The 23,461-nt window shown below is 44.8% G+C and carries 17 protein-coding genes; 8 read left to right on the top strand and 9 right to left on the bottom strand.

The window, feature by feature from the left end; translation table 11 throughout:
• The first annotated feature begins 478 nt into the window (after nt 1-478).
• On the top strand, nt 479-4,669 hold the full coding sequence (locus HUW51_RS14760) for a hybrid sensor histidine kinase/response regulator (protein ID WP_185270405.1): 4,191 nt from the start codon (nt 479-481) through the stop codon (nt 4,667-4,669).
• 514 nt (nt 4,670-5,183) lie between these two features.
• On the opposite strand, the gene HUW51_RS14765 is transcribed toward HUW51_RS14760, so the two are convergent.
• Together HUW51_RS14765 and HUW51_RS14770 are read right to left on the bottom strand one after the other, a co-directional pair.
• Nucleotides 5,184-6,200 (bottom strand): S41 family peptidase, encoded by a 1,017-nt coding sequence (locus tag HUW51_RS14765; protein WP_185270406.1) that lies wholly within the window; start codon nt 6,198-6,200, stop codon nt 5,184-5,186.
• A 56-nt stretch (nt 6,201-6,256) separates the two neighbouring features.
• Nucleotides 6,257-7,066 (bottom strand): hypothetical protein, encoded by an 810-nt coding sequence (locus HUW51_RS14770; RefSeq protein ID WP_185270407.1) that lies wholly within the window; start codon nt 7,064-7,066, stop codon nt 6,257-6,259.
• A 281-nt stretch (nt 7,067-7,347) separates the two neighbouring features.
• Between HUW51_RS14770 and HUW51_RS14775 the strand changes: the two genes are divergently transcribed.
• Nucleotides 7,348-8,229: a LytR/AlgR family response regulator transcription factor gene (locus HUW51_RS14775; protein WP_185270408.1), complete on the top strand. Its 882-nt coding sequence runs from the start codon at nt 7,348-7,350 to the stop codon at nt 8,227-8,229.
• Between the two features lie 94 nt (nt 8,230-8,323).
• Here HUW51_RS14775 and HUW51_RS14780 read toward each other — a convergent pair whose 3' ends face one another.
• The 5 genes from HUW51_RS14780 to HUW51_RS14800 all read right to left on the bottom strand — a co-directional run bounded on the left by HUW51_RS14780 (nt 8,324) and on the right by HUW51_RS14800 (nt 13,543).
• Entirely contained in the window at nt 8,324-9,244 is a 921-nt protein-coding gene (locus HUW51_RS14780) for a bestrophin family protein (protein ID WP_185270409.1), read from the bottom strand.
• 105 nt (nt 9,245-9,349) lie between these two features.
• Complete coding sequence (locus HUW51_RS14785; RefSeq protein WP_185270410.1) at nt 9,350-10,309, bottom strand: hypothetical protein; 960 nt, start codon at nt 10,307-10,309, stop codon at nt 9,350-9,352.
• The gene (locus tag HUW51_RS14790; RefSeq protein WP_185270411.1) at nt 10,290-11,576 is read right to left on the bottom strand and encodes a DEAD/DEAH box helicase; all 1,287 of its coding nucleotides are present in this window, start codon (nt 11,574-11,576) and stop codon (nt 10,290-10,292) included. Before HUW51_RS14790 ends, HUW51_RS14785 begins: the two co-directional genes overlap by 20 nt.
• Nucleotides 11,573-12,412, bottom strand: a complete 840-nt coding sequence (locus HUW51_RS14795) for a HamA C-terminal domain-containing protein (protein ID WP_185270412.1) — start codon at nt 12,410-12,412, stop codon at nt 11,573-11,575. Before HUW51_RS14795 ends, HUW51_RS14790 begins: the two co-directional genes overlap by 4 nt.
• Before the next feature lie 144 nt (nt 12,413-12,556).
• Entirely contained in the window at nt 12,557-13,543 is a 987-nt protein-coding gene (locus tag HUW51_RS14800) for an aldo/keto reductase (protein WP_185270413.1), read from the bottom strand.
• A gap of 246 nt (nt 13,544-13,789) precedes the next feature.
• Here HUW51_RS14800 and HUW51_RS14805 point away from each other — a divergent pair, with 246 nt between their 5' ends.
• On the top strand, nt 13,790-14,653 hold the full coding sequence (locus HUW51_RS14805; RefSeq protein WP_394353935.1) for an aldo/keto reductase: 864 nt from the start codon (nt 13,790-13,792) through the stop codon (nt 14,651-14,653).
• 702 nt (nt 14,654-15,355) lie between these two features.
• On the opposite strand, the gene HUW51_RS14810 is transcribed toward HUW51_RS14805, so the two are convergent.
• Nucleotides 15,356-17,944, bottom strand: a complete 2,589-nt coding sequence (locus tag HUW51_RS14810) for a M1 family aminopeptidase (protein ID WP_185270415.1) — start codon at nt 17,942-17,944, stop codon at nt 15,356-15,358.
• A gap of 186 nt (nt 17,945-18,130) precedes the next feature.
• Between HUW51_RS14810 and pxpB the strand changes: the two genes are divergently transcribed.
• The 4 genes from pxpB to HUW51_RS14830 all read left to right on the top strand — a co-directional run bounded on the left by pxpB (nt 18,131) and on the right by HUW51_RS14830 (nt 22,005).
• A complete protein-coding gene (gene pxpB / locus HUW51_RS14815) occupies nt 18,131-18,877 on the top strand; it encodes a 5-oxoprolinase subunit PxpB (RefSeq protein ID WP_185270416.1) in 747 nt (248 codons plus the stop codon).
• Nucleotides 18,867-19,874 carry a 5-oxoprolinase subunit C family protein gene (locus HUW51_RS14820; protein WP_185270417.1) on the top strand — a complete coding sequence of 336 codons (1,008 nt, stop codon included), beginning with the start codon at nt 18,867-18,869 and terminating at the stop codon, nt 19,872-19,874. The genes pxpB and HUW51_RS14820 overlap by 11 nt, the downstream gene beginning before the upstream one ends.
• 161 nt (nt 19,875-20,035) lie before the next feature.
• Nucleotides 20,036-20,806, top strand: a complete 771-nt coding sequence (locus HUW51_RS14825; protein WP_185270418.1) for a LamB/YcsF family protein — start codon at nt 20,036-20,038, stop codon at nt 20,804-20,806.
• A gap of 2 nt (nt 20,807-20,808) precedes the next feature.
• Nucleotides 20,809-22,005 carry an NRAMP family divalent metal transporter gene (locus HUW51_RS14830; RefSeq protein WP_228466650.1) on the top strand — a complete coding sequence of 399 codons (1,197 nt, stop codon included), beginning with the start codon at nt 20,809-20,811 and terminating at the stop codon, nt 22,003-22,005.
• Between the two features lie 149 nt (nt 22,006-22,154).
• Here the strand turns inward: HUW51_RS14830 and HUW51_RS14835 are convergent, their stop codons facing one another.
• The gene (locus HUW51_RS14835; protein ID WP_185270419.1) at nt 22,155-22,601 is read right to left on the bottom strand and encodes a hypothetical protein; all 447 of its coding nucleotides are present in this window, start codon (nt 22,599-22,601) and stop codon (nt 22,155-22,157) included.
• A gap of 301 nt (nt 22,602-22,902) precedes the next feature.
• On the opposite strand from HUW51_RS14835, the gene HUW51_RS14840 reads away from it, so the two are divergent.
• Complete coding sequence (locus HUW51_RS14840) at nt 22,903-23,403, top strand: nuclear transport factor 2 family protein (RefSeq protein WP_228466652.1); 501 nt, start codon at nt 22,903-22,905, stop codon at nt 23,401-23,403.
• Nucleotides 23,404-23,461: the final 58 nt, after the last annotated feature.

Below are 23,461 nucleotides of genomic sequence, written 5' to 3' on the forward strand. Positions count from 1 at the left end.
TAGTAAATGCTTATTCTATGCTGCTCCACTTTCTATTTCCTGGTTCTGTTTCCGGTTGAGCTTCCGGAATAAGAAATTTTTAAAAAATCAGAATTTAAGTAGTAAATTTTTGCTGGCTAATGCATTAAAATTCACGGACTTTCCTTATTTTAGAGTTCTTAAGTAACTTGTACTTTGCTGGTATAGTGTAAGATGGATTGGTTTAATTTTATAATAAAATAATTATATTTATTTTAGTTGCATTTAGGTTGATTAAAAGCAGACCCAGAATAAGTTTTTTAAATTTTTTAGTTTTAAGTAAAGGGGCACAATGCATGTACAGGGTAGTTCTATTTCCGGAAAGCTTGTTTTTAGTTTGGGTTGCCCCGGTAACTTTTTTTTCTTATCCAGCACAACTTGTAAGTACGTACTTTGCTTATGTAGGTAGCGGCCGACCTGGTTTACGATGAAACAATTCCTTTTGTGTACCCTCTTTTGTTTGAGTCTATTATCGGCCTTTGCGCAAGCGCCGGGGCTGCGGTTCACGCATTTAACTAATGCCCAGGGCTTATCTCAAGGTACGGTTACCTGCATCCTGAAAGATAAAGAAGGATTTATGTGGTTCGGCACCATGGATGGGTTAAATAAATACGATGGTTATAAATTTACCGTGTATCGCCATCATCCTAAAAAAGCCGGCAGCTTGCCCGCCAACGATGTAATGGCCCTCTATCAAGACAAAGCCGGTGATTTGTGGGTAGGCAATAATGGCGGAACTATTAGCCGTTATGACCGCGATAAGGATGCTTTTATTACGTATCCGGCTAGTCCGGCCAACGGAAAAACAATTGCCGAAAAAGCGGTGACCGCCATTTTTGAAGATAGCAAAGAAAACTTTTGGGTGGGCACTACCATGGGTCTCAGCATATTTAACCGCAAAACCAAAAAAGCAACCCTTTTTAATGCCGATGATCAGCAAGCAAATGCTTTAAGAAACTTAAGCATTACGGCCATTACCGAAGATACCAAAGACAACCTGTGGATTGCTACATCCGGCGGGCTCATCCGGTTTAACCTGCAAACACAGGAAATAAAACGTTTTCTGCACCACAGCGCCAACGCAAATAGTTTAACTTATAACAATGTTACGGCTTTATTGCCCGATAGGGAGGGCAACCTGTGGGTAGGAACCTACGGTGGCCTGGACTATTATAACGCTGCTACGCAAAGTTTTACGCACTTCCGGCAAGATAATCAAAACGCAAATAGTTTGAGCAGCAACACCGTGTATGCGCTGGCAAAAGCTGGCCCGGGTAAAATATGGGTGGGTACCGAACAAGCTTTAGATTTGTATGATACCCATACCGGGCAATTTCAGCATTATACCAAAAAGCCTTTTGATGAAAGCAGCCTGAGCCACAACTCGGTCATTTCCTTGCTCCAGGATAAACAAGGCGTATTGTGGGTAGGAACCAACTCTACCGGCATTAATAAATATGACCCTAACTTAGCGTCTTTTGCCTTATACCAAAGCAATCCCACCGATCTCGAAAGCTTAAGTTTTGATATTGTATCGTCCTTTGCCGAAAAAGACAGCACGCACGTATGGGTGGGCACCGACGGTGGCGGCCTGAACTTGTTTAACCGCGAAACGCAAACTTTTACCCGGTTTTTGCCAGAGGCAAAAAACAAAAATTCCTTAACCAGGGCTTCTGTTCTGGCGCTGGCACAAGGTAAAAAGTCCAGGTATTTATGGATTGGCATGTTCGACGGCGGCCTGGATCGCTACGATGCTAAAACCAAAACTTTTACGCATTACCAACAAGGAAACTCTGCTTTTCACTTAAGCAGTAATGCTGTTTTCCGGCTACTCGAAGACCGGAACGGCAACACCTGGATCGGAACCGGCGGGGGAGGGGTAAACCGGCTCGATGCTAAATCCCAGAAAATAAGCAAATACCTGCACAATCCCAATGACCCCTATAGCCTCAGTGATGATTATATCCGGGCTTTGTACGAAGATAAAGCCGGTAATATTTGGGTGGGTACTTATTCCGGTAGTTTAAATAAATTCAATCCGGATACCGAAACCTTTACCCGTTTCAACAAAGAAAACAGTAACCTGAGCCACAACGTGGTTATATCCATCACCGAAGACCGGCAGGGCAACTTGTGGGTAGGCACCATGGGGGGCGGGTTAAATTTGTTAAACCGCCAAAGCAATAAATTTATCTCTTTCACCGAGGAGCATGGGTTGCCAAACAACGTTATTAACAGCATTCAGGAAGATGCGGCCGGTTACTTGTGGCTGAGCACGAATAATGGCATTAGCCGGTTTGATCCTAAAAATAAAAAATTTAAAAATTTCGATCCGCACAACGGCCTTCAAAGTTATGAGTTTACCGATGGTTCCGGATTAGTTACCAGCAACGGGGATATTTACTTTGGGGGCAGTAACGGCTTTAACATTATTGATCCGGACCACATAGCCGAAAACAAAAATGTGCCCCTGGTGGTATTTACCGACTTTTACTTGTTTAATAAATCGGCCCGGATAGGTGGCGGTTCGCCTTTGCAAAAACACATAAGCCAGACCAAAAGCATTACCTTACCCTACGACCAGGCGGTTTTTGCACTGGAGTACGCCGCTCTGGATTATACCAGCCCGGTGCAAAACCAATATGCTTACCTGCTCGAAGGCTTTGATAAGCAATGGAATTACGTGGGCACGGAACGCAAAGCGACCTATACCAACCTCAACCCCGGGGAATATACTTTTAGGGTAAAAGCGGCCAATAACGATGGGGTATGGAATGAACAAGGCACTATCCTGAAAATTATAATTACCCCGCCTTATTACATGACCTGGTGGTTCCGGTTTTTGGTAGCGGGTATTTTTATTGGCGGTATTACGGCGTATTACCGTTGGCGCACGCAAAGTATCCGGGAGCAACAGGCCTTGCTGGCGTTGCAGGTACAAGAGCGTACCGCTGAAGTAAGTCGCCAAAAAGAAGAACTCCAGGCCCAGGCGGCCGATTTATTGCTGCTGAACAAACAACTGCAAAAGCAGCAGGAGCACGAAAAGCAGGCCAAAGAAGAAGCCGAGCAAGCCCGCCTGGAAGCAGAAAAAGCCAACCAGGCCAAAAGTATATTTCTGGCCACCATGAGCCACGAAATCCGCACGCCTTTGAATGGGGTAATTGGCATGACGGCTTTATTAGCTGAAACCGAGTTGAATGCCGAACAACGAAATTTTACCGAAATTATCAGCCGTTCCGGGCAAAGCTTATTAACGGTAATCAACGATGTGCTTGATTTTTCAAAAATTGAATCCGGTAAAATGGAGCTCAATTACCAGCCTTTTACTTTGCGGGATTGTTTAGAAGATGTATTGGAGCTTTTTGCCGGTCGTGCGGCCCAGCAGCAATTAGAATTGATGTACGACCTGGACGAAAACCTGCCCCGTCAGGTAATCGGCGACAGCGACCGCTTGCAGCAAATTTTAATAAACCTGGTGAGTAATGCCCTGAAATTTACTTCGCAGGGCGAGGTGGTGGTAAAAGCAGAATTAAAACAAACAGATGAAAATAATCAAATAGCGCTTTGTTTTACGGTACGCGATACGGGCATTGGTTTTTCGCCGGAAAAAGGAGCCCATCTTTTTCAGGCTTTTTCGCAACTCGATTCTTCTACTACCCGCAAATACGGCGGTACCGGCTTAGGATTGGCCATTTGCAAACGATTGGTTAATTTAATGGGAGGCGATATTGCTGCTACCAGCGAGCCCGGCCAGGGTGCTGCCTTTCGCTTTACTATTCTGGCCGAACCACTCGTGGAGCAAAGCCCGGATAAAGCCCATAAATTGCCGGATAACTTAATTAATAAAAAGGTTTTAATTGTAGCGGCTAATACCTCGCAGCGGGAACTGTTGCAAAAACAACTTAAGCATTGGCAATATCAAGCGGTAGCGGTACCCTCGGCCCGCGAAGCGTTAACTGCCGTAAAAGAGCAGGTTTTTGATTTAATTCTTACGGACCGGGTTTTGCCCGGTATGGATGGCATCTCGCTGGCCGAAGTTTTACGGGAACAATTACCGCGGGTACCCCTTGTTTTACTGTGCGGTTTGGGTAGCGACCTGGATGTTAAATCCAGGACTTATTTTAGCGCCGTCATCAATAAACCAATCAAATACAGCTTACTGCAAAAAACGTTAATTGATAGCTTGTTGCACCGGTCTCCGGAGCAGCACGCAGCCCCAGTTGAACAAAAATTATCCCGTACTTTTGCCGACCAATACCCCTTGCGTATTCTGGTTGCCGAAGATTATCCGATAAACCAGTTATTTGCGCAAATGGCTTTGGAACGTTTAGGTTACCCGGTAGTAATGGCCGAAAACGGAGTTCAGGCGGTAGCGGCTTGCGCCAACTCCCCTTACGATGTAATTTTAATGGACGTGCAAATGCCCGAAATGGATGGATTGGAAGCGACCCGGGTGCTCCGGTCGCAGGAGAACAGCCAGCAGCCTTACATTATTGCCACCACGGCCAGTGCCCTTTCCGAAGACGAACAAGCCTGTATGCAGGCCGGCATGAATGCGTACATCAGCAAACCCATTAACCTGGACGAACTGATGCTGGCTTTGCAAAAAGCTTTTGCGTTTATTCAGGAAATGGCCGAACTGGAGAAGTAAGCTTAGTCTTCAGGCATTTGCAAGTATTCCAGTTTTGAGGTTTAAACCTCCGCCTAAAGGCAAGCTAAAACCTGAGGAGGAGTTGTGGCGGTTAATTTTTATTGCCGTTCTTTAAATGAGTATACGGCGGAATATGGCGCTACACCGAACTTATATTTCTTATAATTAAAAAGGTTCTCTTGTACTGATACCCAATAGCAAGCAGTTTTGCTATTACAAACTTTGCTGTTGTTCTTTGGAGCCGGTTCCCGTCTCCAGGCTGCGGTGCTATCTAACTTGCTAACTACAAGTTTTGCCTCGTGGCCGGTGGGCTTCGTTTGGCTGTTGAGGGCTGTCTAAGCTTCCTTTCCTCGACTTCGTCTGCGGAATTTTGCTGCGCAAACCAGAACCAAAGATTCGCAGAATCCAGAAGGCCCTCAACAGCCAAACTGGTGTCATATGCGAATAGCTATTGTTTTTACTTTTCTGATATTATTAGATGAAAAGTCAGAAAATCAGAATCTTTAAAATTTGATTATTGCAGCAGGTCTATAGCTTTTTCCAGCATCAAATCTTTATTGGCTTCAATATCTTGCGGGGTGTTTTGGATTTCTACGTCGGGTTTTAAGCCTTTGCCTTCCCAGCTTACGCCATTGTGGTCGCGGTAATCGCCGATGGATAAGGTAAACTGCCAGCCATTGGGCATTTCCAGGGTGGCGCGGTCGGAGAAGTCGCCGGAAGTGGTGGTGCCAACTTGTTTTACCTGGGGCAGGCGTTTCATGGCCAGCAGAAAAGTTTCGGCGGCACTAATGGTAAAATCAGAAGTTAAAATTACAATGGGCTTCCGATATTGCGATTTGCCGGTGGGTTTTACCTGCCACTCGTACCAATCCGTAAATTCAGTGTGTTGCGGACCGTTCCGTTTGCGGGCTTTCATATACAGCGCCGGGCTGCTGGCAAACCGGCCGGCCACGTACTGAGCTACTTCATCGCGACCGCCCTGGTGGTTGCGGATATCCAAAACCAAACCTTTGGTATCCCGCAGGTAATCGATAATCTGATCCAGGTTAGGCTCGTAATTTTTAAATTTATCATCAAACAGCGTAATATCTATGTACCCGATGTTGCCGGGCAAAAGGCCGTAGGTGATTTCGGGCGTGGCAATTTTGGCTTCCGTCAGGTACTTGCTTTTAATCAGTTCCAGGGTAGGAATATGGTTGAGCTGGTGGGTAGCGTCCGAAACCAGGTATTTTAATTTGCCGTCGGTGGGAGCAATGGTAACGTGGTTGTCGTCGAGCTCGTTAATGAGTTGCTCCAGTACCCGGTGCAAATCGGCGTTGGTGGAGGTGGTGTTTAGCTGGGGCCGGTATTTGTCGCGGAGGGCCGGCCAGTTAATGTTCTTTACCTCAAAATTACCGTAGCGCTGGTCAAATTCTTGCCACAAATAATCAAAGTTAATGAGGGCATCGGAAGTGGGGGCGTAGTTTTCTTTTTCGCAGGCCGTGGTGGCGAGTACCAGCAACATAGCCAGTACCGAGAATATCTTTTTCATTTTGGATTGATCTGGAAATTTAAAAATTTAAAAAATGGATGATGGGCTGGTATTGCTTAAAAGGTAAATGCAGATTGGGCGCTCAAACTATTGCTCCAGGTATGCAAGCGGCGGGGCTTGGCATCTACCAGGCGTTCGAACTGATAACTCAAACCTACCCGCAGGTGCGGGCTTACCTGGTGCTGAAATTGGGTCTGCCAGGCAACCTGGTTTAACTGGTAACCGGCCACCACCCGCGTGTTGTTCTGGTACAAAGCTTTTAAATTGCTGGTAACATCGGGTAAAGAAAGGGTAGCGTGCCACGGAAAGCGGCTCAACAGGCCGGCTAAGGTATATTGCACCTGGCTTTCCAGGAGGTTTTTTGCATTAAACTGGTGCTGAACTTTTAAAATCAGGGGCAAAGCGGTTACACTCACTAAACCCGCGTAAGGAGCTTCGGTGGGGTACTGCAATAACTGCTGCAAACCGGTACCCAGGTACCAGGCGCTTTTAGCCGCTGCATTTACCCGGTGCAGGTAGTTCAGGGAGAAATGGCCGGCGGCCAGTTTGCTGGTGAGCGGTACCACTACTTCGCCTAAATTTACGGCCCGACCCCGGTAAGCTTTGGGGGTATAATTGCCGTAACGCGCCTGCAAACCCACCTGTAATTCGCCACGCTTAAAAGAATGCTGGTACCGGAGGGTTACCTGCGGCAGGTTGTTTTGGTACAGCAGCGGACTGGCATTCTGGTCCCGGACGGATACCTGGGATAAGCCCAGACCCAGGCTCAAAGAATGGCGGCTCGCCGGACTAAGCGGCCCATCCTGGGCCTGTAGGCTAGCCGCAAACAAGAAGGCCAGCCAGAAGAATAAAGCATTTTTTTTCATAGGATTGATTCGGTTTTTTAGTTTGGATTGGAGTTTTGATCACCGGTGAAAGTGCCGCAAAAGTAGAGGGGCCAACGGAGCTTGTAAAACCGGAAAAAGCCGAAAGCAGCGCTCAGGAGCTTTAAAAAGCCGTATTTCCGGCTGAAGGGACCAAAATAGGGGGTGAAATTTCAGGTAAAATGTAGAGGATAACCGGGCCAAGCTGGGAAAACAAATAAGGAAGTCTCGGTTTTGCTGCTTAATTTGCAGCAACAAGCAGAAATCTTTTTAAATTTTAAAAAATGAACCAATTTCGGTATCCGGATAAGTGGTTCCGGTTAATCGGTATTCCCTTGCTGGGTTTTGTGGTGCTGAACTTCGGTATGTACGAGCCCCTGTACGAGGCCCTGAAAACCCGGCAGTATTACCTGGACCTGGCCTACGATATTTTTATTGTGTGGGTGGTGTGGGAAACCAACCGACGCATTATTATGTACCTCGACCAGCGGTATTCCTGGATTACCCGTCGCATGGAGCGCTTGTTTCTGCAGGTTTTTTTAATTTTTACTATTTCCTGCGTGGAGGTAATCGGCCTGGTGTATCTACTCAACGAAGTATTGATTCAGCGAAAAGGGTATTTTGATATTGGCTGGTTAATGGTAATGGATATTCCCATGGTAATGGTGTTTACCCTGATTATTAACCTGATGTACACCGGCATGTACCTGATCCATTACCACCAGGTAACCGTAACCGAACTCCAGGACCAGTTGGAAGACGCCTACGAGCAAATCAGCGCTTTGCATGCCCAAAAAACCGAAAACCGACCCGCCGAAGCGCCGCACAAGCAACTCATCGTTAATTTCGGGAATTCTTCTATCCCCATCACCACCGACCGCATCGGGCATATTTACAAAGCCAACGAGCTGTGTTTAATTAAAACCTTCGATAACAAAGAATTTACCTCGGCTTCGTCCTTAGAAAACCTGGAAGCGATTTTGAGCCAGGACAACTTTTTTAGATTAAACCGGCAGGTATTAGCCAACGTGCAGGCCATTAAACAGTTTAAACCCCATACCTCCGGCAAACTGCTGGTAGAGCTGGAGCCCGCCCTAACCGAAGAAGTATTCGTAAGCAAAAAACGCGCGCCGGAATTTAAAGAATGGCTCGGCAAAAAAGTGTAGCCCCACCCCAGGCACTAGCTAAATATACTGGTTGAAATATGAGGGGAAAGAACCCTGAACCCAATTTCTAATTTCTAATTCAGCGAAGCGCCACCTAATCTGCCCAGTAAGGTTTCCGGCGGGGCGGGAAAGCGGGGGCTTCCTGGTCGATCATTTCCAGCAGCGAGGTTTCAATGGTTTGGCAAATGGAATTAAGGGGCAAATCGTTGGGCTCCAGGCCGAAGGGTTCTTCGATTTCGGTAACAATGGCATCGAGGGCGATAAAGGTGTAGCCCACAAAAACCGTCATGATGGGGGTCATCCAGCCAATGCTATCTACCAGGCCAAAGGGCAGCAAAAAGCAGTAAATGTACACGGTGCGGTGCAGCAGCACGCTGTAAGTGTAGGGAATGGGGGTGCCGGCAATCCGTTCGCAGCCGCCCACAATACCGGAAAGTTGGTTCAGGTTATGGTCGAAAGCGGCCTGGGCAATGGTATCGATCTGGCCTTCGGTTTTGAGTTGCTGTACCCACAGCCCTATTTCCTGGAGCAACCGGATGGGTTTAAATTTTACTTTTTGCACGGTTTGGGCCAAATCGGGCGGGAGCAGCCGTTGCAAATCCGGCGTAGCATCGGTGCGGCGCAGCTGGTGTTTGAGGGCGTAGGCAAAGGCGATAACCAAACGGGTAAATGCCACTACTTTCCCGGACTGGGCGGGCAACTGAGTAAGGGTAAGCGCCTGGCGGGTGAGCGACCGGGAATCGATGAGTAAGGCGCCCCAGAGTTTGCGGCCTTCCCAGAAACGGTCGTAGCTGGCGTTGTTCCGGAAACCCAGAAAAATAGCCATGGCAATCCCAATTAAAGTAAAAGGCGTTGGGTTGAGCGGAATTTTATACTCAAAAAACTGCCCCCGGAAATACACAATCAAGGAGGAAAGCAGCAACAAAGCCACCAAACGCGGGAAAATATCCGGCAGCACCGACCCGTGCCACACAAACAGCATCCGGAACCAGTTACTTTTTTCTTTTATAATCATGGTAAGAATTTGGCCGGCAAATTTAGAGAGGGATTCTTGGAAAACCTACAAAACAATGCAGGCCGAAGAAGTCAGAAGTTGAGGATTAACTGTAACTCTTTTGCTTTATAATGCACTTCTTATTTTGTTGATTTCGTACTGAATAAGACTAAAAGTATTAAGCTCCTCATCTGTAAGTTCATTCAATGACTTTATAATTGTTTCTGCAGATTGATCTATTGGAATAACTCTTCTTAATTTGTTTATCGCAGAAGCAGGAATGTCGTATTCTAATAATGTTGCTGAATTAGAGTGCAAAAAACCATTTTCAAGATTGCTCGCAAAGTAAGTAAAACTACCAGGTTGTAAATTGTGTTTTGTAAATACATGTTCCTGGATATTAGAAATTGTAGTTATCCATTTGGGTAGTTTATAATCAAACCAATGCCTAGAAATGTATAGTATAGAATATGATGCAATATCAGTACGCTCCTGTAAATCAGGAATTTTATTAATCCAAAATTCCTGATTTATATAATGTGAGATAACTGAAGGAATTGATCTTAACCTTGTGTAGGAACGAGTAAAAGATGCTAACCATCTTGCTGATATCCTTCCAATTTTCTCGATGTATAAAGCTCTATCAGATTGAGTTGCAAGTGTATTCCAACATAATTCTATGATAATGCTTAAACTGTCAAAATCCGGAGGATAGGTTCTCCAAGATAATAAATTATGATAATAATCTAGATTCGATTCTATTTTTTTAATAATATCTAGTTGTCCTTTAATTGAAACTCCAGAATTAGTTTTAAGTAACTCCTGTAGATCCTGTGGGTAGCTTCTAAATTCATCTAATCGCGTCTTTGACTTTTCCTCAATTTCATTTGCATCTAAAGAAACTAAAATTTCCAAGGGGCATTTTTCATGATTAAATAATGGGATATCAACAAACAATTCCATCTGATCTGGCTCGGGTTCAAATCTCACTACTATTCCTTTATAATGGCGTTTCATTCTACCTGAACGACCAGCAATATTCTTGTAATCAAAAAAGTCTATTGGTTTAGTTCCTTTTTTTATCAAACAAAATCACGTTTTTAGCAGATGTATTTACTCCTTCAATTAAAGTTGAAGTGCAAAATAGCCATCTAATTGATCCGTTATTAAATGCATCAATAATTGAACTACCTAAATGTCGCGGAATTGCACCATGATGAAAAGCAATGCCATATTTTAAAGCTTCGCTTAGTGACCATGAAGAATTTACATTTTGTCGAATCCACTCTATTATAATTTCATTGTTTTCAACTTCTTGATCCGAATTAAAAGGGTTGGCTTTTGTTTGTGAAGTGTTTTTAAGGTGCGAAATAAATTCAAGCGCTAAATATGTAGCTCTAGAAGGTGAAGAACAATAAATTAAAGTTTGAGCTCTATCTGATATTAATAATTCAAATAAACGATGTTTCTTCTTTTCTTCTTTTTCAGTTGACTTTAATTTTTCAGTTAATTCAAGATTTATTTCATCAACTGCCACTGTAGCAAATTCGGTAGAGAACCATTTAAGATTAAATTTTTCCTTAAATGAATTAGGAATATTTTGAATCATTGGTCCGAGTAAGTAAAATCTTTGAGTAAGTTTTAAAAGTCTATATAAAGCCTGATTTAATGCAATGGCTCTGTCATCATCGCGATCTAAACTTAATTTATAAAACTCATCAATAATGAAAAAATCAACATTAGGAAAATGTTGGTATTCAACAACCCTTTCTCCTGTAAATAAAAATATATTACACTTTATTAAATCAGGCTCTTGGTTTGTTGATACAATAATTTTGTAATCCTCTCTATATCTTAAAAGCTTTTTTCTCGTTTCATCCAGTAATGCTAAAGTAGGCTGAATTATAACAATTTGTTTATATAAACAACTAGCTATTAATTCCTCAATAAGTAAACTTTTCCCAAAACTTGTGGGTGCACTTACTACAATAGAGTTTTTGTTTTGAAGAGCAATAGATAATTCTTGTTGTTCAGAATGTAAGTATATATCTTGAATAAATGGAGATTTATGATACTCATAGCGAATCTGAGCACTTCTAGATAGAAATTCAGAGTCAACATATGGATAAAGTCCTGCAGCCTCTATTAAATCATTCCAAATTGGTTTTGTACTATCGTCAACTTTATCCCAAACATCTAAAACCCTGATTATGATATCTCTTGCAATTTTTTCGTGGTCTTTAGATTTGAGTAAACTTGAACATAACTTGGATAAATAAAAACTGTTTTCAAATCCAATTAAGTCTGTATTATTTAGAAAACTAATTGCTGATATACTATCATTAAATGTCATATACTCTGCATTGCTTTCAATCGTTTATCTAATTCTGTATTAAGCTCATTTTTGTCTGGAACTGGAAGCAACATTAAAATAATCTCCACATTAGTTGCTGTATTTAATTTTGTGAATTCTCCATGAAGAGAATTGCATTCATTTATAAATGCATTTAAATACAATTGATCTTCACAATCATGTTTTTTAAATAAATCGCTTGAATAAGTGCATACCATTGGTATAACTATACTTGAAAAAACGATATCTAGTTTTTGATGCCTATCCATTAATTGAATCCAATGTTCTCTTTCAGGTATATCTGCTGGAATCTTTCTAGAAATTAAATTGAACTCTTTTCTTAAATAATCTCCGTTAACATGGTTTACAATGTCTTTAGCTAAATCCTTAATTCCGTCTTTACCTGTTTTAAATAATTTTGATTCGCCAAGCCACAGTTTTTTTACATTGTTCTCAATTGTGATATGGATTCCATCAAAACCGTGAACAGGTACATTATATGTATCTTTAAACCAAATTTTAGATAATAGAGGAATAGTATTGTGAAAATCTCTTAATAAGAGATGTAAAATTAGTTCTCCAAATTCACCACGACTCTTATACTTGTCAGTTAGATATACGGTCTCAGCCGCTTCTTTTAGCCTTGTTATTATTTCATTTTGGGGGATATTTCCACAATGGAAACCAAGAGAAAATTCTGGAATTACATTTCGTATAACATCAACTAAAGGTTGAAGCCTAAATTTATTCTGGTCAAATCCAACATGATACGCCTTTAAAGTTGCATCATTGATCTGTTCATTAATTACAAGATCAGACTTAAAGGGCCTTGGCATTAATAAAATATAGGTTATTTAAAAATCGAAACTTATAAAAGATATTATAAAGTTTTATAATTATATATTTTTTTTTGCATGTGCAAATATTTTAGTTAGTTAATTATATATTAAGCGTAAATATAAGATAGACTTATATCGTTCCTACCACCGATCATGCACCAAGGGCTTAATCTTCGCCTCGTAAATGGCTTTTACGCCTTCCCATTGCTCTGGCGTGAGGTCGGGTACTTCCAGGGCTTGCAGGTTAGAGGTGAGCTGGTTGGGTTTGGAAGCTCCTGGAATAATGCAGCTTACGGCCTCAAATTGCAATATCCAGCGCAGGGCTACGGGAGCTAAATTTTCCTGGTCCGGGAACAGTTTTTTAATTTCTTCTACCGCTTCCAGGCCGGTATTATAATCGAGGCCCGAGAACGTTTCGCCTTTGTCGAAGGCCTCGCCGTTGCGGTTAAAGTTGCGGTGATCGTCGGGGGCAAAGTGGGTTTCGGGGCGGAACTTGCCAGTGAGCAGTCCGCTGGCCAGGGGCACCCGCACAATTACGCCAATGTCGCGACGCTGGGCTTCCCGGAAAAATAACTCGGCGGGCCGTTGCCGGAACATATTAAAAATAATCTGCACGGTGGTTACATTCGGGAATTCAATGGCTTTAAGGGCTTCTTCTACTTTTTCCACGCTCACGCCCATGTTTTGAATTTTGCCTTCTTCTTTCAGCCGGTCGAACAGCTCAAATATTTCGAGCCGGTAATATACCTCGGTGGGTGGGCAGTGCAGTTGAATCAGGTCCAGGGTGTCGAGGCCGGTGTTGCGCAGGCTGTCTTCCACGAAAGCGCGCAAGGCCGCGGGGGTATAGGATTGGTTCACGTGCGGGTTCAGGCGGCGGCCGCATTTGGTAGCCACGTGTATCCATTCGGAGCGGGATTTTACCACCCGGCCTACGGCCTTTTCGCTTTCGCCGTCGCCGTACACATCGGCGGTATCAATAAAGTTAACGCCGGCATCTATCGCGGCATTTAAAATGTGGTCGGCATTTTCGTGGCTGAAGGGCTCGCCCCATTTGCCACCTACCTGCCAGGTGCCTAAACTTATTTCGGATACTTCAATGCCGGTTTTTCCTAGTTTTCTGTATTGCATGCTTTTTTATTACTATTTATCCATTAGCCTTTACCCATTAGCCACCCACAAAGTTTAAGAATCTGCTAAAACAGAAGCGCTAAAAGTAAATGCTGCGGATAAGTTTGTGCGTCTTTTTTCTAAGCTACCCGGATCGGTTAGTAGACTCCAGCGAAAGTTAAAAATTTAAAAAATCGGGGCAATCGCAAACAATCCGGCCTATAGAGTAGTATTACCAAGGCAATTTATTACATTTTTTAAATTTGAATGATTATGGCCAACGAAACATCAGCCTCGTTTTCGCCCACCTTTACCATTGGTGGCGATTTAACTATTAACCGCATGGGTTATGGCGCCATGCGCATAACCGGCGACGGCATTTGGGGCCCACCAAAAGACCACGACGAAAGTATCCGGGTATTGCAAAAAGCCGTGGAACTAGGCATTAATTTTATTGATACTGCCGATAGCTACGGTCCGCACGTGTCGGAAGAACTCATTGCCGAAGCTTTGCATCCGTATCCAGCCGGCCTGGTAATTGCCACCAAGGGTGGTTTACTGCGCACCAGCCCTAACCAGTGGCCCATTAACGCGCACCCCGACCATTTACGCGAAGCCCTGGAAGGTAGCTTGCAACGACTGAAACTAGACCAGATTGATTTATACCAACTGCACCGTGTAGATCCGGAAGTACCTTACGAGCAAACTTTAGAATTTTTGCAGCAAATACAGGAAGAAGGTCTGGTAAAACACATTGGCCTTTCGGAAGTAACCGTGGAGCAAATTAAGAAAGCCCAGGAATACGTGACCGTGGTGTCGGTGCAAAACATGTACAGCGTAGATAACCGCAAGTGGGAAGCCGAATTAGAATATTGCCAGGAACAAAATATGGCCTTTATTCCGTGGTACCCCTTGAGTGCCGGTAACTTAAAAGCCACCGAAATTATTGGTAAAGTAGCCCAAAAGTACGAGGCCTCTCCGAACCAGATTGCCCTGAGCTGGCTACTGCACCACTCACCCAATATTTTACTGATACCAGGTACCTCCAAGGTAAAACACCTCGAAGAAAATTACCGGGCCGCCACCATCCAACTCAACCCCGAAGACCTCGATGTTTTGAATAATTTGTAATGGGGAAATGATAAAATTATAATATAAGCGGATAGGTTACCCAAAGCGATCTTACCAAAGTTTCTACAAGCTAGAAGTATTATCGCTCTAACAACCCATTTTCTGCCACCCCAAATTACCCCGGAAGTTTTTACCACGAAAGCGGTAAAAGCTTCCGGGGTAATTTTTTAATTTTTGATAAAACCCAGTGTTAAAATTAGGAACGGATAAGGATCTCTTATAAGCAGCCCCATTGAAGTAAACAGTAAAGTTTAACTCAAATACAGATAACTTCCGAAAAGCTGTAGCTACTAGCAACCGACACCAGTTTGGCTCTAGAGGGCCTTCTAAGGTTCCGGTGCGCAGCATTCCGCAGACGGAGTCGAGGAAAGGAAGCTTAGACCGCCCGAAAGAGCCAAACGAGGCCCGCCGGCCATGAGGCAAACTGGTTACTTCTCAAGCTAGATAGCACCAGGGCATAGAGACTTGAAAAGGCTCCAAAGAAGAACAGTAAAGAATGAAACTACTAAAACTCTCTTTTAGCAGTTTACTCAAGCAGTTCAGGGTTCCGGCTAAAGCCGGAGTAAAGTCAGAGACTTTACCTTGTACGAAGGCCCAAGTTTGAAAACTTGCGCCAGCAAACGGAAAACTCGCGACAGGAAACGGAAAACTGCCAGAAGATAGAAGGCCACATAACAGGCACCAGCTTTGTAAAAATCTGAGCTATGGATTCAGCAAGCGCTCCGCGCGGAACAAATCATCAGCGGCTTGCAAAATTTTGGCTTTGAGCTTCGGATTATAGTTGGGGTGTTGTTTCAGGAAAGTCCGGACAGTGTTGGCGGCAGCGGGTGTTTGGTACGATCCGAAGGTGCTTTGCAGCCAGGAATACGGAAAGAAAATATCGCCCGTTTTTTGAATTTCTGCCAATAAATCTAAACTGGCGGGTAAGTATTTGGCGGAAGTTTGCTGACGCAGTGGGTGATGTAGATAACCCAAGGCCATAACTACCCAGGCTTCTTTTTCGCGGTTTGGTTCTTGTTGCAACGAAGCAAAAAAAACGTCGCGCGTATTAACTTCCGATGATAAAGCCGGCATTAAGAATTGCAGGCGTTGCTGGCGATCCGGGTTTTTAATGCGAGATAGCTGTTTTTTTAAAATTTCGGGGCTGTTGGGGTAATCCCGCAAGGCCAGGGCCTGCGCCAGTGAAGTATAATCGTCTTCGGTAAGTTTTACGCCCTGGGGTGCTTGCTCTTTTTCCCAGATTTGGTAAAGTTGCTTTTGCGCCGCAAGCGTTAAGGCGATGCTTTGGTAGGTTTTAAAAAGCAGCTTTTTGTTATTTGGCGCGGCGGCTTTTTGCATAGCCTCCCAAACTTCTTTTTCCAGCTCGGCGGCTAGCGCTGTGCGATCAACGGGCTTCAGGAATTTCCAGTAAATATCGCTCAGGTTACCGGTAATAAGTTTCAGGTTAAGTTCTTCGGGTTCCCGGATAAGGGCAGCGCGGTAAATTTGCAGCAAGTCTTTGGGGTTAATATTGCGACCATTCAGCATGTTTTCGTACAAACTAATGTACCCCGAGGCCCGGGCTACCGGATTTTTCAGGTGAACCAGGCGGTGTGCCATGCGGTTATCCGCCGGAAAAACACCGTATCCCTGGCCGGAGCTGTTAAATAAAATATAATCGGGCGCAGCGGCACCCACGGCTTCGGGTACGTTTACGGTGCGGGCATTCATGTTTACCGTAAGTTCCTGCTGTCGGTCGGGGTACACCAAGGTCATTTCAAAGAGTTGGGGCCAGATGCGCTCCGAGTTATCTTCGGCTTTTTGCGTAATTTTTAAATTTTTTATTTTTCCGTCTTCTGTTTGCAGATCGTAATCAAATATGGGCCTTCCGGGTTCGTTTACCCAAACCTGGTTCCAGGCTTGCAGATCCGTGGGGGTGCGGGCATCCAGAATCTGAATTAAGTCGGGCCAGGTGGCATTGCCGAAAGCGTATTTTTTTAAATATTCCCGCAAACCGTCCCGGAAAGCTTCTGCCCCCATGAGCCGTTCCAGTTGGCGCATCATCACGGGGGCTTTGTGGTAAATAATACTGCCATACATCGAGCCGGCATCCTGCAAGTTATCTAGTTGCTGCCGGATGGGGTTGGCGCCAGTAGTCCGGTCGACGGCGTAGGCCGCCGGGAAATGGTCTATCAGAAATTTTAAGTCGTAGTTGGTGTTGGCTTCGGCTACCTGGGTAATTTTATCGGCCATAAAGTTGGCGAACACTTCTTTCATCCACACATCGTTAAACCACTGCATGGTTACCAAATCGCCGAACCACATGTGCGCGGTTTCGTGCGCCATTACGCTGGAACGCGCCAATTTCTGGTCCTGGGTAGCGCCTTCGTCCAGAAACAAAGCCGACAATTTATAATCTATGGCGCCCACGTGTTCCATGCCGCCGTACTGAAAATCCGGGATGGCTACAAAATCAAACTTTTGAAAGGGATAAGGGATCTGGGTATAGTCCTGCATAAACCGCAGCGCATCGCCGTGCACCTGAAAAATAGGGTCGAGGCTTAGCTTAATCTTATCCAAATCCGTTTCGCGGTGCAGCAAGTGCATGAGGCGCCCGTTTATTTTACGGTTCACCCGTTTAAACTTACCCGCCACAAACGAAAATAAATACGTGCTAATGGTATCGGAAGGAGCGAAGCGCAGCGTTTTGCCTTGTTCCCCGGCCGTAGAATCCTGCAAGGGCGCGTTGGCTAGGGCTTGCCAATCCTGCGGTACCGTTAAGGTTAAGGTAAAACTAGCTTTGAGGTTGGGTTGGTCAAAAACCGGGAAAACAGTGCGGGCGCGGTCGGGCACCAGCAGAGTGTAGAGATATTCTTCGTTGCGGTTCAAAGATAAATCGCCGGCGGTAAAGGTAATGTCGATGGTGTTGAGCCCGATTTTTAAATTTTCGGCCGGAATGAGAAGATGTTCGTTTTGGTGCTGTACCAAAACGGCCTCGCCATTGGCTTTTACGGTTTGTACGTGGTCGGTTTTTTCTTTGAAGTCCAGTTGCAGCGGCACCTGGTTATTTTTCAGGTAAAAGCTGATGATTTCCTGCCCCTGAATAGGCGCGGATTTGGTAGCAGGTATGGTAAAGTGCAAGGTATAACCCAAGCGGCTGATTACGGATTTGCGGTAATCGGCTAAGGCTTTGCTGACGCCATTCTCTAAAGGTATTTCTTGCGTGGTTATAGTTTTTTTGCTGCAAGCTACAGTAGCTAAAATTAAGCAGGTTAAACCGAAAATTGTATATCGAATGGGCTTGTTTTTCATGTTGGCTCTAAAATACAAAGGCGAAGGAAATATTTAAATCCAAATTTTAGTCTCTCTGCGGTTGTTCTTTGGCAAGATTACATCTACCAAAGAACAACTCATCTACTCGCCCCCTTTAAAAATTTATAAAAAATTCGTGAAAGTTTTTTAAAATTAACCGTAGTAACAAAAATTTAAACTTTCCGCATGGAACATCCATTGGCACCCGAAGCATTGACGGAACTAAACGTATATCCTTTGGGGGATGCCGCTGTGGTGCTGGAATTTGGTGATCATATAAACCGCTTAACGCAACGCCACATTCAGGACTATACGGCTTACCTGGATCAGCATCCTTTTCCGGGTTTTGTGGAGTACGTACCGGCGTTTACCACACTAACCGTGTATTACGATCCGTGGGTCGTAAGCCAGCAAGGAACCCAAAGCCCGTACCATACCGTAGTGACTTACTTAACAGAGATGCGGTTGCACGTAAAAGATAGTCCGGAAAAACCCGGAACCAAAACGGTAGAAATTCCGGTGTGTTACGGCGGTAAATACGGCCCGGACCTGGAATATGTGGCTAACTTGCACGGCATAAAGCCCAAAGAAGTAATAGAATTGCACACCCAAACTACTTACCTGGTGTACATGATTGGTTTTGCCCCGGGGTTCCCGTACCTCGGCGGTATGTCCCCCGACATTGCTGCTCCTCGCAAAGATAAACCACGAGCTAAGGTACCGGCCGGTTCGGTGGGGATTGCGGGTAAGCAAACCGGAGTGTATCCCATCCAGAGTCCGGGAGGGTGGCAGCTTATTGGGCGCACGCCTTTACAGTTGTTTAACCCCCACCGCGACCAGCCCAGTTTGCTGCAAGCCGGTGACATGATCCGGTTTGTTGCGATTACCGAAAAACAGTTCGAGAAAAAAAGAGGAGCAGCGAATGGGCATTAAAATTATTAGTTCGGGGTTACTCACTACCATTCAGGATATAGGCCGGTATGGCTACCAAAAAGAAGGCATTATTGTCAGCGGGCCCATGGATGCTTTTGCCCTGCGGGTAGCTAATTTGCTGGTTGGGAACGAAGAAGGAGCTGCGGCCATTGAAATTACTTTTCTGGGGCCCAAAATCTTATTTGATTCCGACCATTTGATTGCGATTACCGGCGGCGATTTATCGCCCACTATAAACGGCGAAAAAGTAAAAATGGATCGACCGGTGTTTGTGCCGCAAGGCAGCTTGCTACAATTTGGGGCACCCGGCCTGGGCAGTCGGGCGTACCTGGCGGTATCGGGCAGTTTTACTTTGCCGAAAGTACTGGGGAGCTATGCTACTTTTTTAAGGGCCGAAGTAGGTGGTTTTAAAGGTAGGGCCCTCCAAGCCGGCGACTTTTTACCAACGGCCGATCCAACGGTAATCGGTGAGATGCTGTTAACTAATTTATTAAAAAAAACTACCCGATCCAATTGGGCGCAGGCTTCCTGGACACCTATGTTTCCCCTTTTTCCGCGTTTGGAACGCAGCCCCACTTTGCGGGTAATAAAAGGCCCGGAATATGCTTTATTCACGCCAGCCAGCCAACAAGCTTTTTGGGAGCAGGAATTTACAGTAACTACCGATTCGGACCGCATGGGCTACCGGTTACAAGGCGCGCCTTTGCTATTGGAGGAACCCAAGGAAATGATATCCAGTGCGGTTACGTTTGGTACCATTCAGGTGCCCCCCGAGGGGCATCCCATTGCCTTACTCGCCGACCACCAAACTACCGGCGGTTACCCGCGCATTGGCCAGGTAATTACAGCCGATTTTTCAAAATTGGCGCAGGTGCCCTTGGGGCAGAAAATCCGCTTTCAGGAAATTTCATTACCGGAAGCTCAGCAGCTTTTTATTCAGCAGGAAAAAACTATTCAGGAAATTAAAAGGGCTATCGGGTATAAAGTAAAGTTCTAAAGATATTCGTGCTTTTTCTCTGCCATTAAATTTAACTGTAGAATACAGCGGGGAATACCGCATCCCACAAGCGAGCAAAAAAACTTGGAACAGAAAAATTTTAAAAATTCAACGCTATTTGTAAACGCAACCATCTAACTTGTCGCCAAACTTTATACTACATGAGCAAACCGTTACTGGTTGATTTAAACTGTGATGCCGGCGAAAGCTTTGGCGCTTACCAAATCGGCAACGACGAAGCCATTTTACCCTACGTGAGTTCGGTAAATATCGCCTGCGGCTTTCATGCCGGCGACCCGGCTGTAATGAAGAAAACGGTGCATTTAGCTTTGCAGCAAGGAGTAGCCATTGGCGCGCACCCGGGTTTGCCCGACTTAGTTGGTTTTGGCCGGCGGGAACTAGCTATTTCGCCCGAGGAAGCTTATGATTTAACTGTATACCAGGTAGGCGCTTTAGCCGGGTTTGTGAAAGCCGCGGGCGGGGTTTTGCACCACGTTAAACCCCACGGCGCGCTCTACAACATGGCCGCCGTAAACCTGCCCTTAGCCGAGGCCATTGTGGAAGCCGTGCACCAGCTCGAACCCAAGGCTTTTTTATACGGCTTAGCCGGTAGTTATTTAACGCAGGCAGCGCAAAAAAGAGGCTTACCAGCGGCTAACGAAGTTTTCGCCGACCGGACCTACCAACCCAATGGTACCTTAACCCCGCGCCGCCAGCCCAATGCCCTGATTACCGATGAACAGCAAGCGCTGAACCAGGTAGTGCAAATGATAAAAACCAATACTGTTATCGCACTAGACGGTACGCAGGTAGCCATCCATGCCGATACCATTTGCATTCACGGTGATGGTGCCCAAGCGGTAGCTTTTGCCCGGAAAATAACTCAAAAGCTGCGGGAAGAAAAGATTACTATTCGGGCGGCTACAAGTTAAAAATGATGAATCCGGATAAAAAATGGAGTGTGCTGATAGGGGCAGCTTTTCTAATGGCAACTTCGGCCGTAGGACCTGGCTTTTTAACGCAAACCACTGTATTTACCCAATCCTTAGGGGCGAGTTTTGGGTTTGTAATTCTGGCCTCCATTGTTATTGATATTGGTGTGCAGCTAAATATCTGGCGAATTATTATTGTTTCGGGAAAGCGGGCGCAGGATATTGCCAATGCGGTGTGGCCAGGCTTAGGTACTTTTATTTCCATTTTAATTGTGCTGGGCGGTCTGGCCTTTAATATTGGCAACGTGGCCGGGGCTGGTTTGGGCTTGCAGGTGCTGCTGGGTATTTCGCCGGTGTTGGGTGCCGTTTTAGCTGCGGGTATGGCTATTGGTATTTTCCTGGTGAAAGAAGCGGGCAAAGCCATGGATTTATTTGCCCAGATTTTGGGTTTGCTCATGATTTTGTTAATCCTGTACGTGGTTGTTACGGCGCATCCTCCTTTAGAAGAAGCCGTGGTGAAAACCGTAGCACCAAATAAATTAGATGTAACGGCCATAATTACGTTAGTGGGTGGTACCGTAGGTGGTTATATTACCTTTGCTGGCGGACATCGGTTATTAGATGCCGGGTTAAAAGGCGAGAGCGCTTTACCCCAGGTAAAAACCAGTGCCGTTTCGGGTATTCTGGTAGCTTCTGTTATCCGGATTTTGTTGTTTTTAGCTTCGCTGGGAGTTGTGGCGCAAGGTTTGCCCATCGAGGCCACTAATCCGCCGGCTTCGGTTTTTGCTTTAGCCGCTGGGAATGTAGGTTATAAATTTTTTGGAATGGTTATGTTTGCGGCCGCCATTACCTCTATTGTTGGTTCGGCTTATACGTCCGTATCATTTTTAAAATCTTTAAGTGCTACTGTCCGGAACCGCGAAAAACAGATCATTATAGGCTTTATTGTAGCTTCTACCCTTATTTTTATCACCCTAGGTAAACCAATAACGCTGCTTATTGTAGCCGGCGCTTTCAATGGGTTTATTTTACCAATAACCTTAAGTACCTTATTAATTGCTGCCTACCGGAAAAAGGTAGTGGGCACGTACCAGCATCCGGTTTGGCTCACCTTGTTTGGCGTACTGGTTGTTCTGGTAATGGCCGGTATGAGCCTGCAGGTGTTTTGGGACCAGGTACAAATTTTATTGGCCGATTAACTCTTGTAAAAACAAAAAATTTAAAAAATCTGAAATACTGATTTTAAAACAAGCCGGCCGATACCCGCAAAATAATAGAATGTATTGAAGTTAATTTTCTATTTAACGAGAGTATAGTATTCAATATCCTGATCCTTGTGTCTTTTTCCTTAGTCTTTTAGAAATAACCCTTTGGTCGCTGATTTGGTGTTTTCGTCCATTTCATGAATTTGGCCCAGTACTTCTATTACAGCCATTAAACCATTAAACATGCGTTCTTCCGGGGTTTTGGCCCAGGGTGCCCGTTCAAAAGCATACTCTATCTGGGCTAGTTCCTGCCAGGAGTAACCGGTAGCAGTAATTTGTTCTTTGGCCTGACCAGTAAAGTTCCAGGGGCGTCTTACCTGGGCAATTTCAAAGCTAACCGTTACAAAAACCAGTGGCCAGGCTACCTGGCGGCCAACCCACTTAAAATCATTAGTGTATTTAATATTCATTTTGGCCGCAATGATATTACCTACCGCACAGGCATGGCAGTTGCCCTGCACCAATGAGTTATTCAGATAAGCGTTTACCAGTATTTTCACGGTATTGTCAAAAAGCTCCTTGTTTTTCATATTGCATCTATTCTTTAGGTAAGCAAAAATCTTATACAATCCGGATCCAGGTCAGGGCGCACGGCTCTCTTTATTTTTCGTTTTTGTAGCAAATAAGTTGCCCGATAAACCGATAATTATCAGGTAAAAAGAAGCAAAGAGCAGTGCTGGAAAAGAAAAATTTGAAAAAAATAACTCCGCAATAAAGGCTGATGTTTGATTTTAATTCCAATAGAGTAAAGCCGGATTATTTCGGGCAATTTTTTATATTTAATTCCGCATTCCCCAAAAAGCCATGGTCACTCCTAAGCCTTATGTACGCATGTTGAAATATTGGTACACGTTGGTGTTTCTATTTTTTACCGTTATTCCGCTGCGGGCCCAATCTAAACTCAAATCAGATGGAGCGTCCGATAAAAAGGCAATAGGAGCTGTGGTGCAAACCTTATTTGATAGCATGTGGGCTGGCGATAGTACAAAAGCCCGGTCGGTTATGGCGCCTAATCTGCGCCTGATTATAATTGCAAAAAATCCGGAAGGAGAAATGGTAACCCGTGAAACTTCGGGTAAGCAGTTTTTAAAAATGCTGGCCTCGCAGCCCGCCAAAACCCTCGACGAACGATCCTGGAACGGCCAGTTGCAGGTAGATGGCGATTTAGCTTCGTATTGGTGCGAGTATGCTTTCTTTAATGCGGGTAAGTTTAGCCACTGCGGGGTCGATGTGTTTCAATTATACCGCTCCCCGCAAGGCTGGAAAATCGTGAACCTGGCCTACAACATGCGCCGCGATAATTGCGACATGCAAGCCATTCCGCCCCGGTAAATTTTTAAGAATTTAAAAAATCAGCCATATCACTTGCTTTCAAACTATGCTGATTTTA

The organism is Adhaeribacter swui, assembly GCF_014217805.1.
GTDB lineage: Bacteria > Bacteroidota > Bacteroidia > Cytophagales > Hymenobacteraceae > Adhaeribacter > Adhaeribacter swui.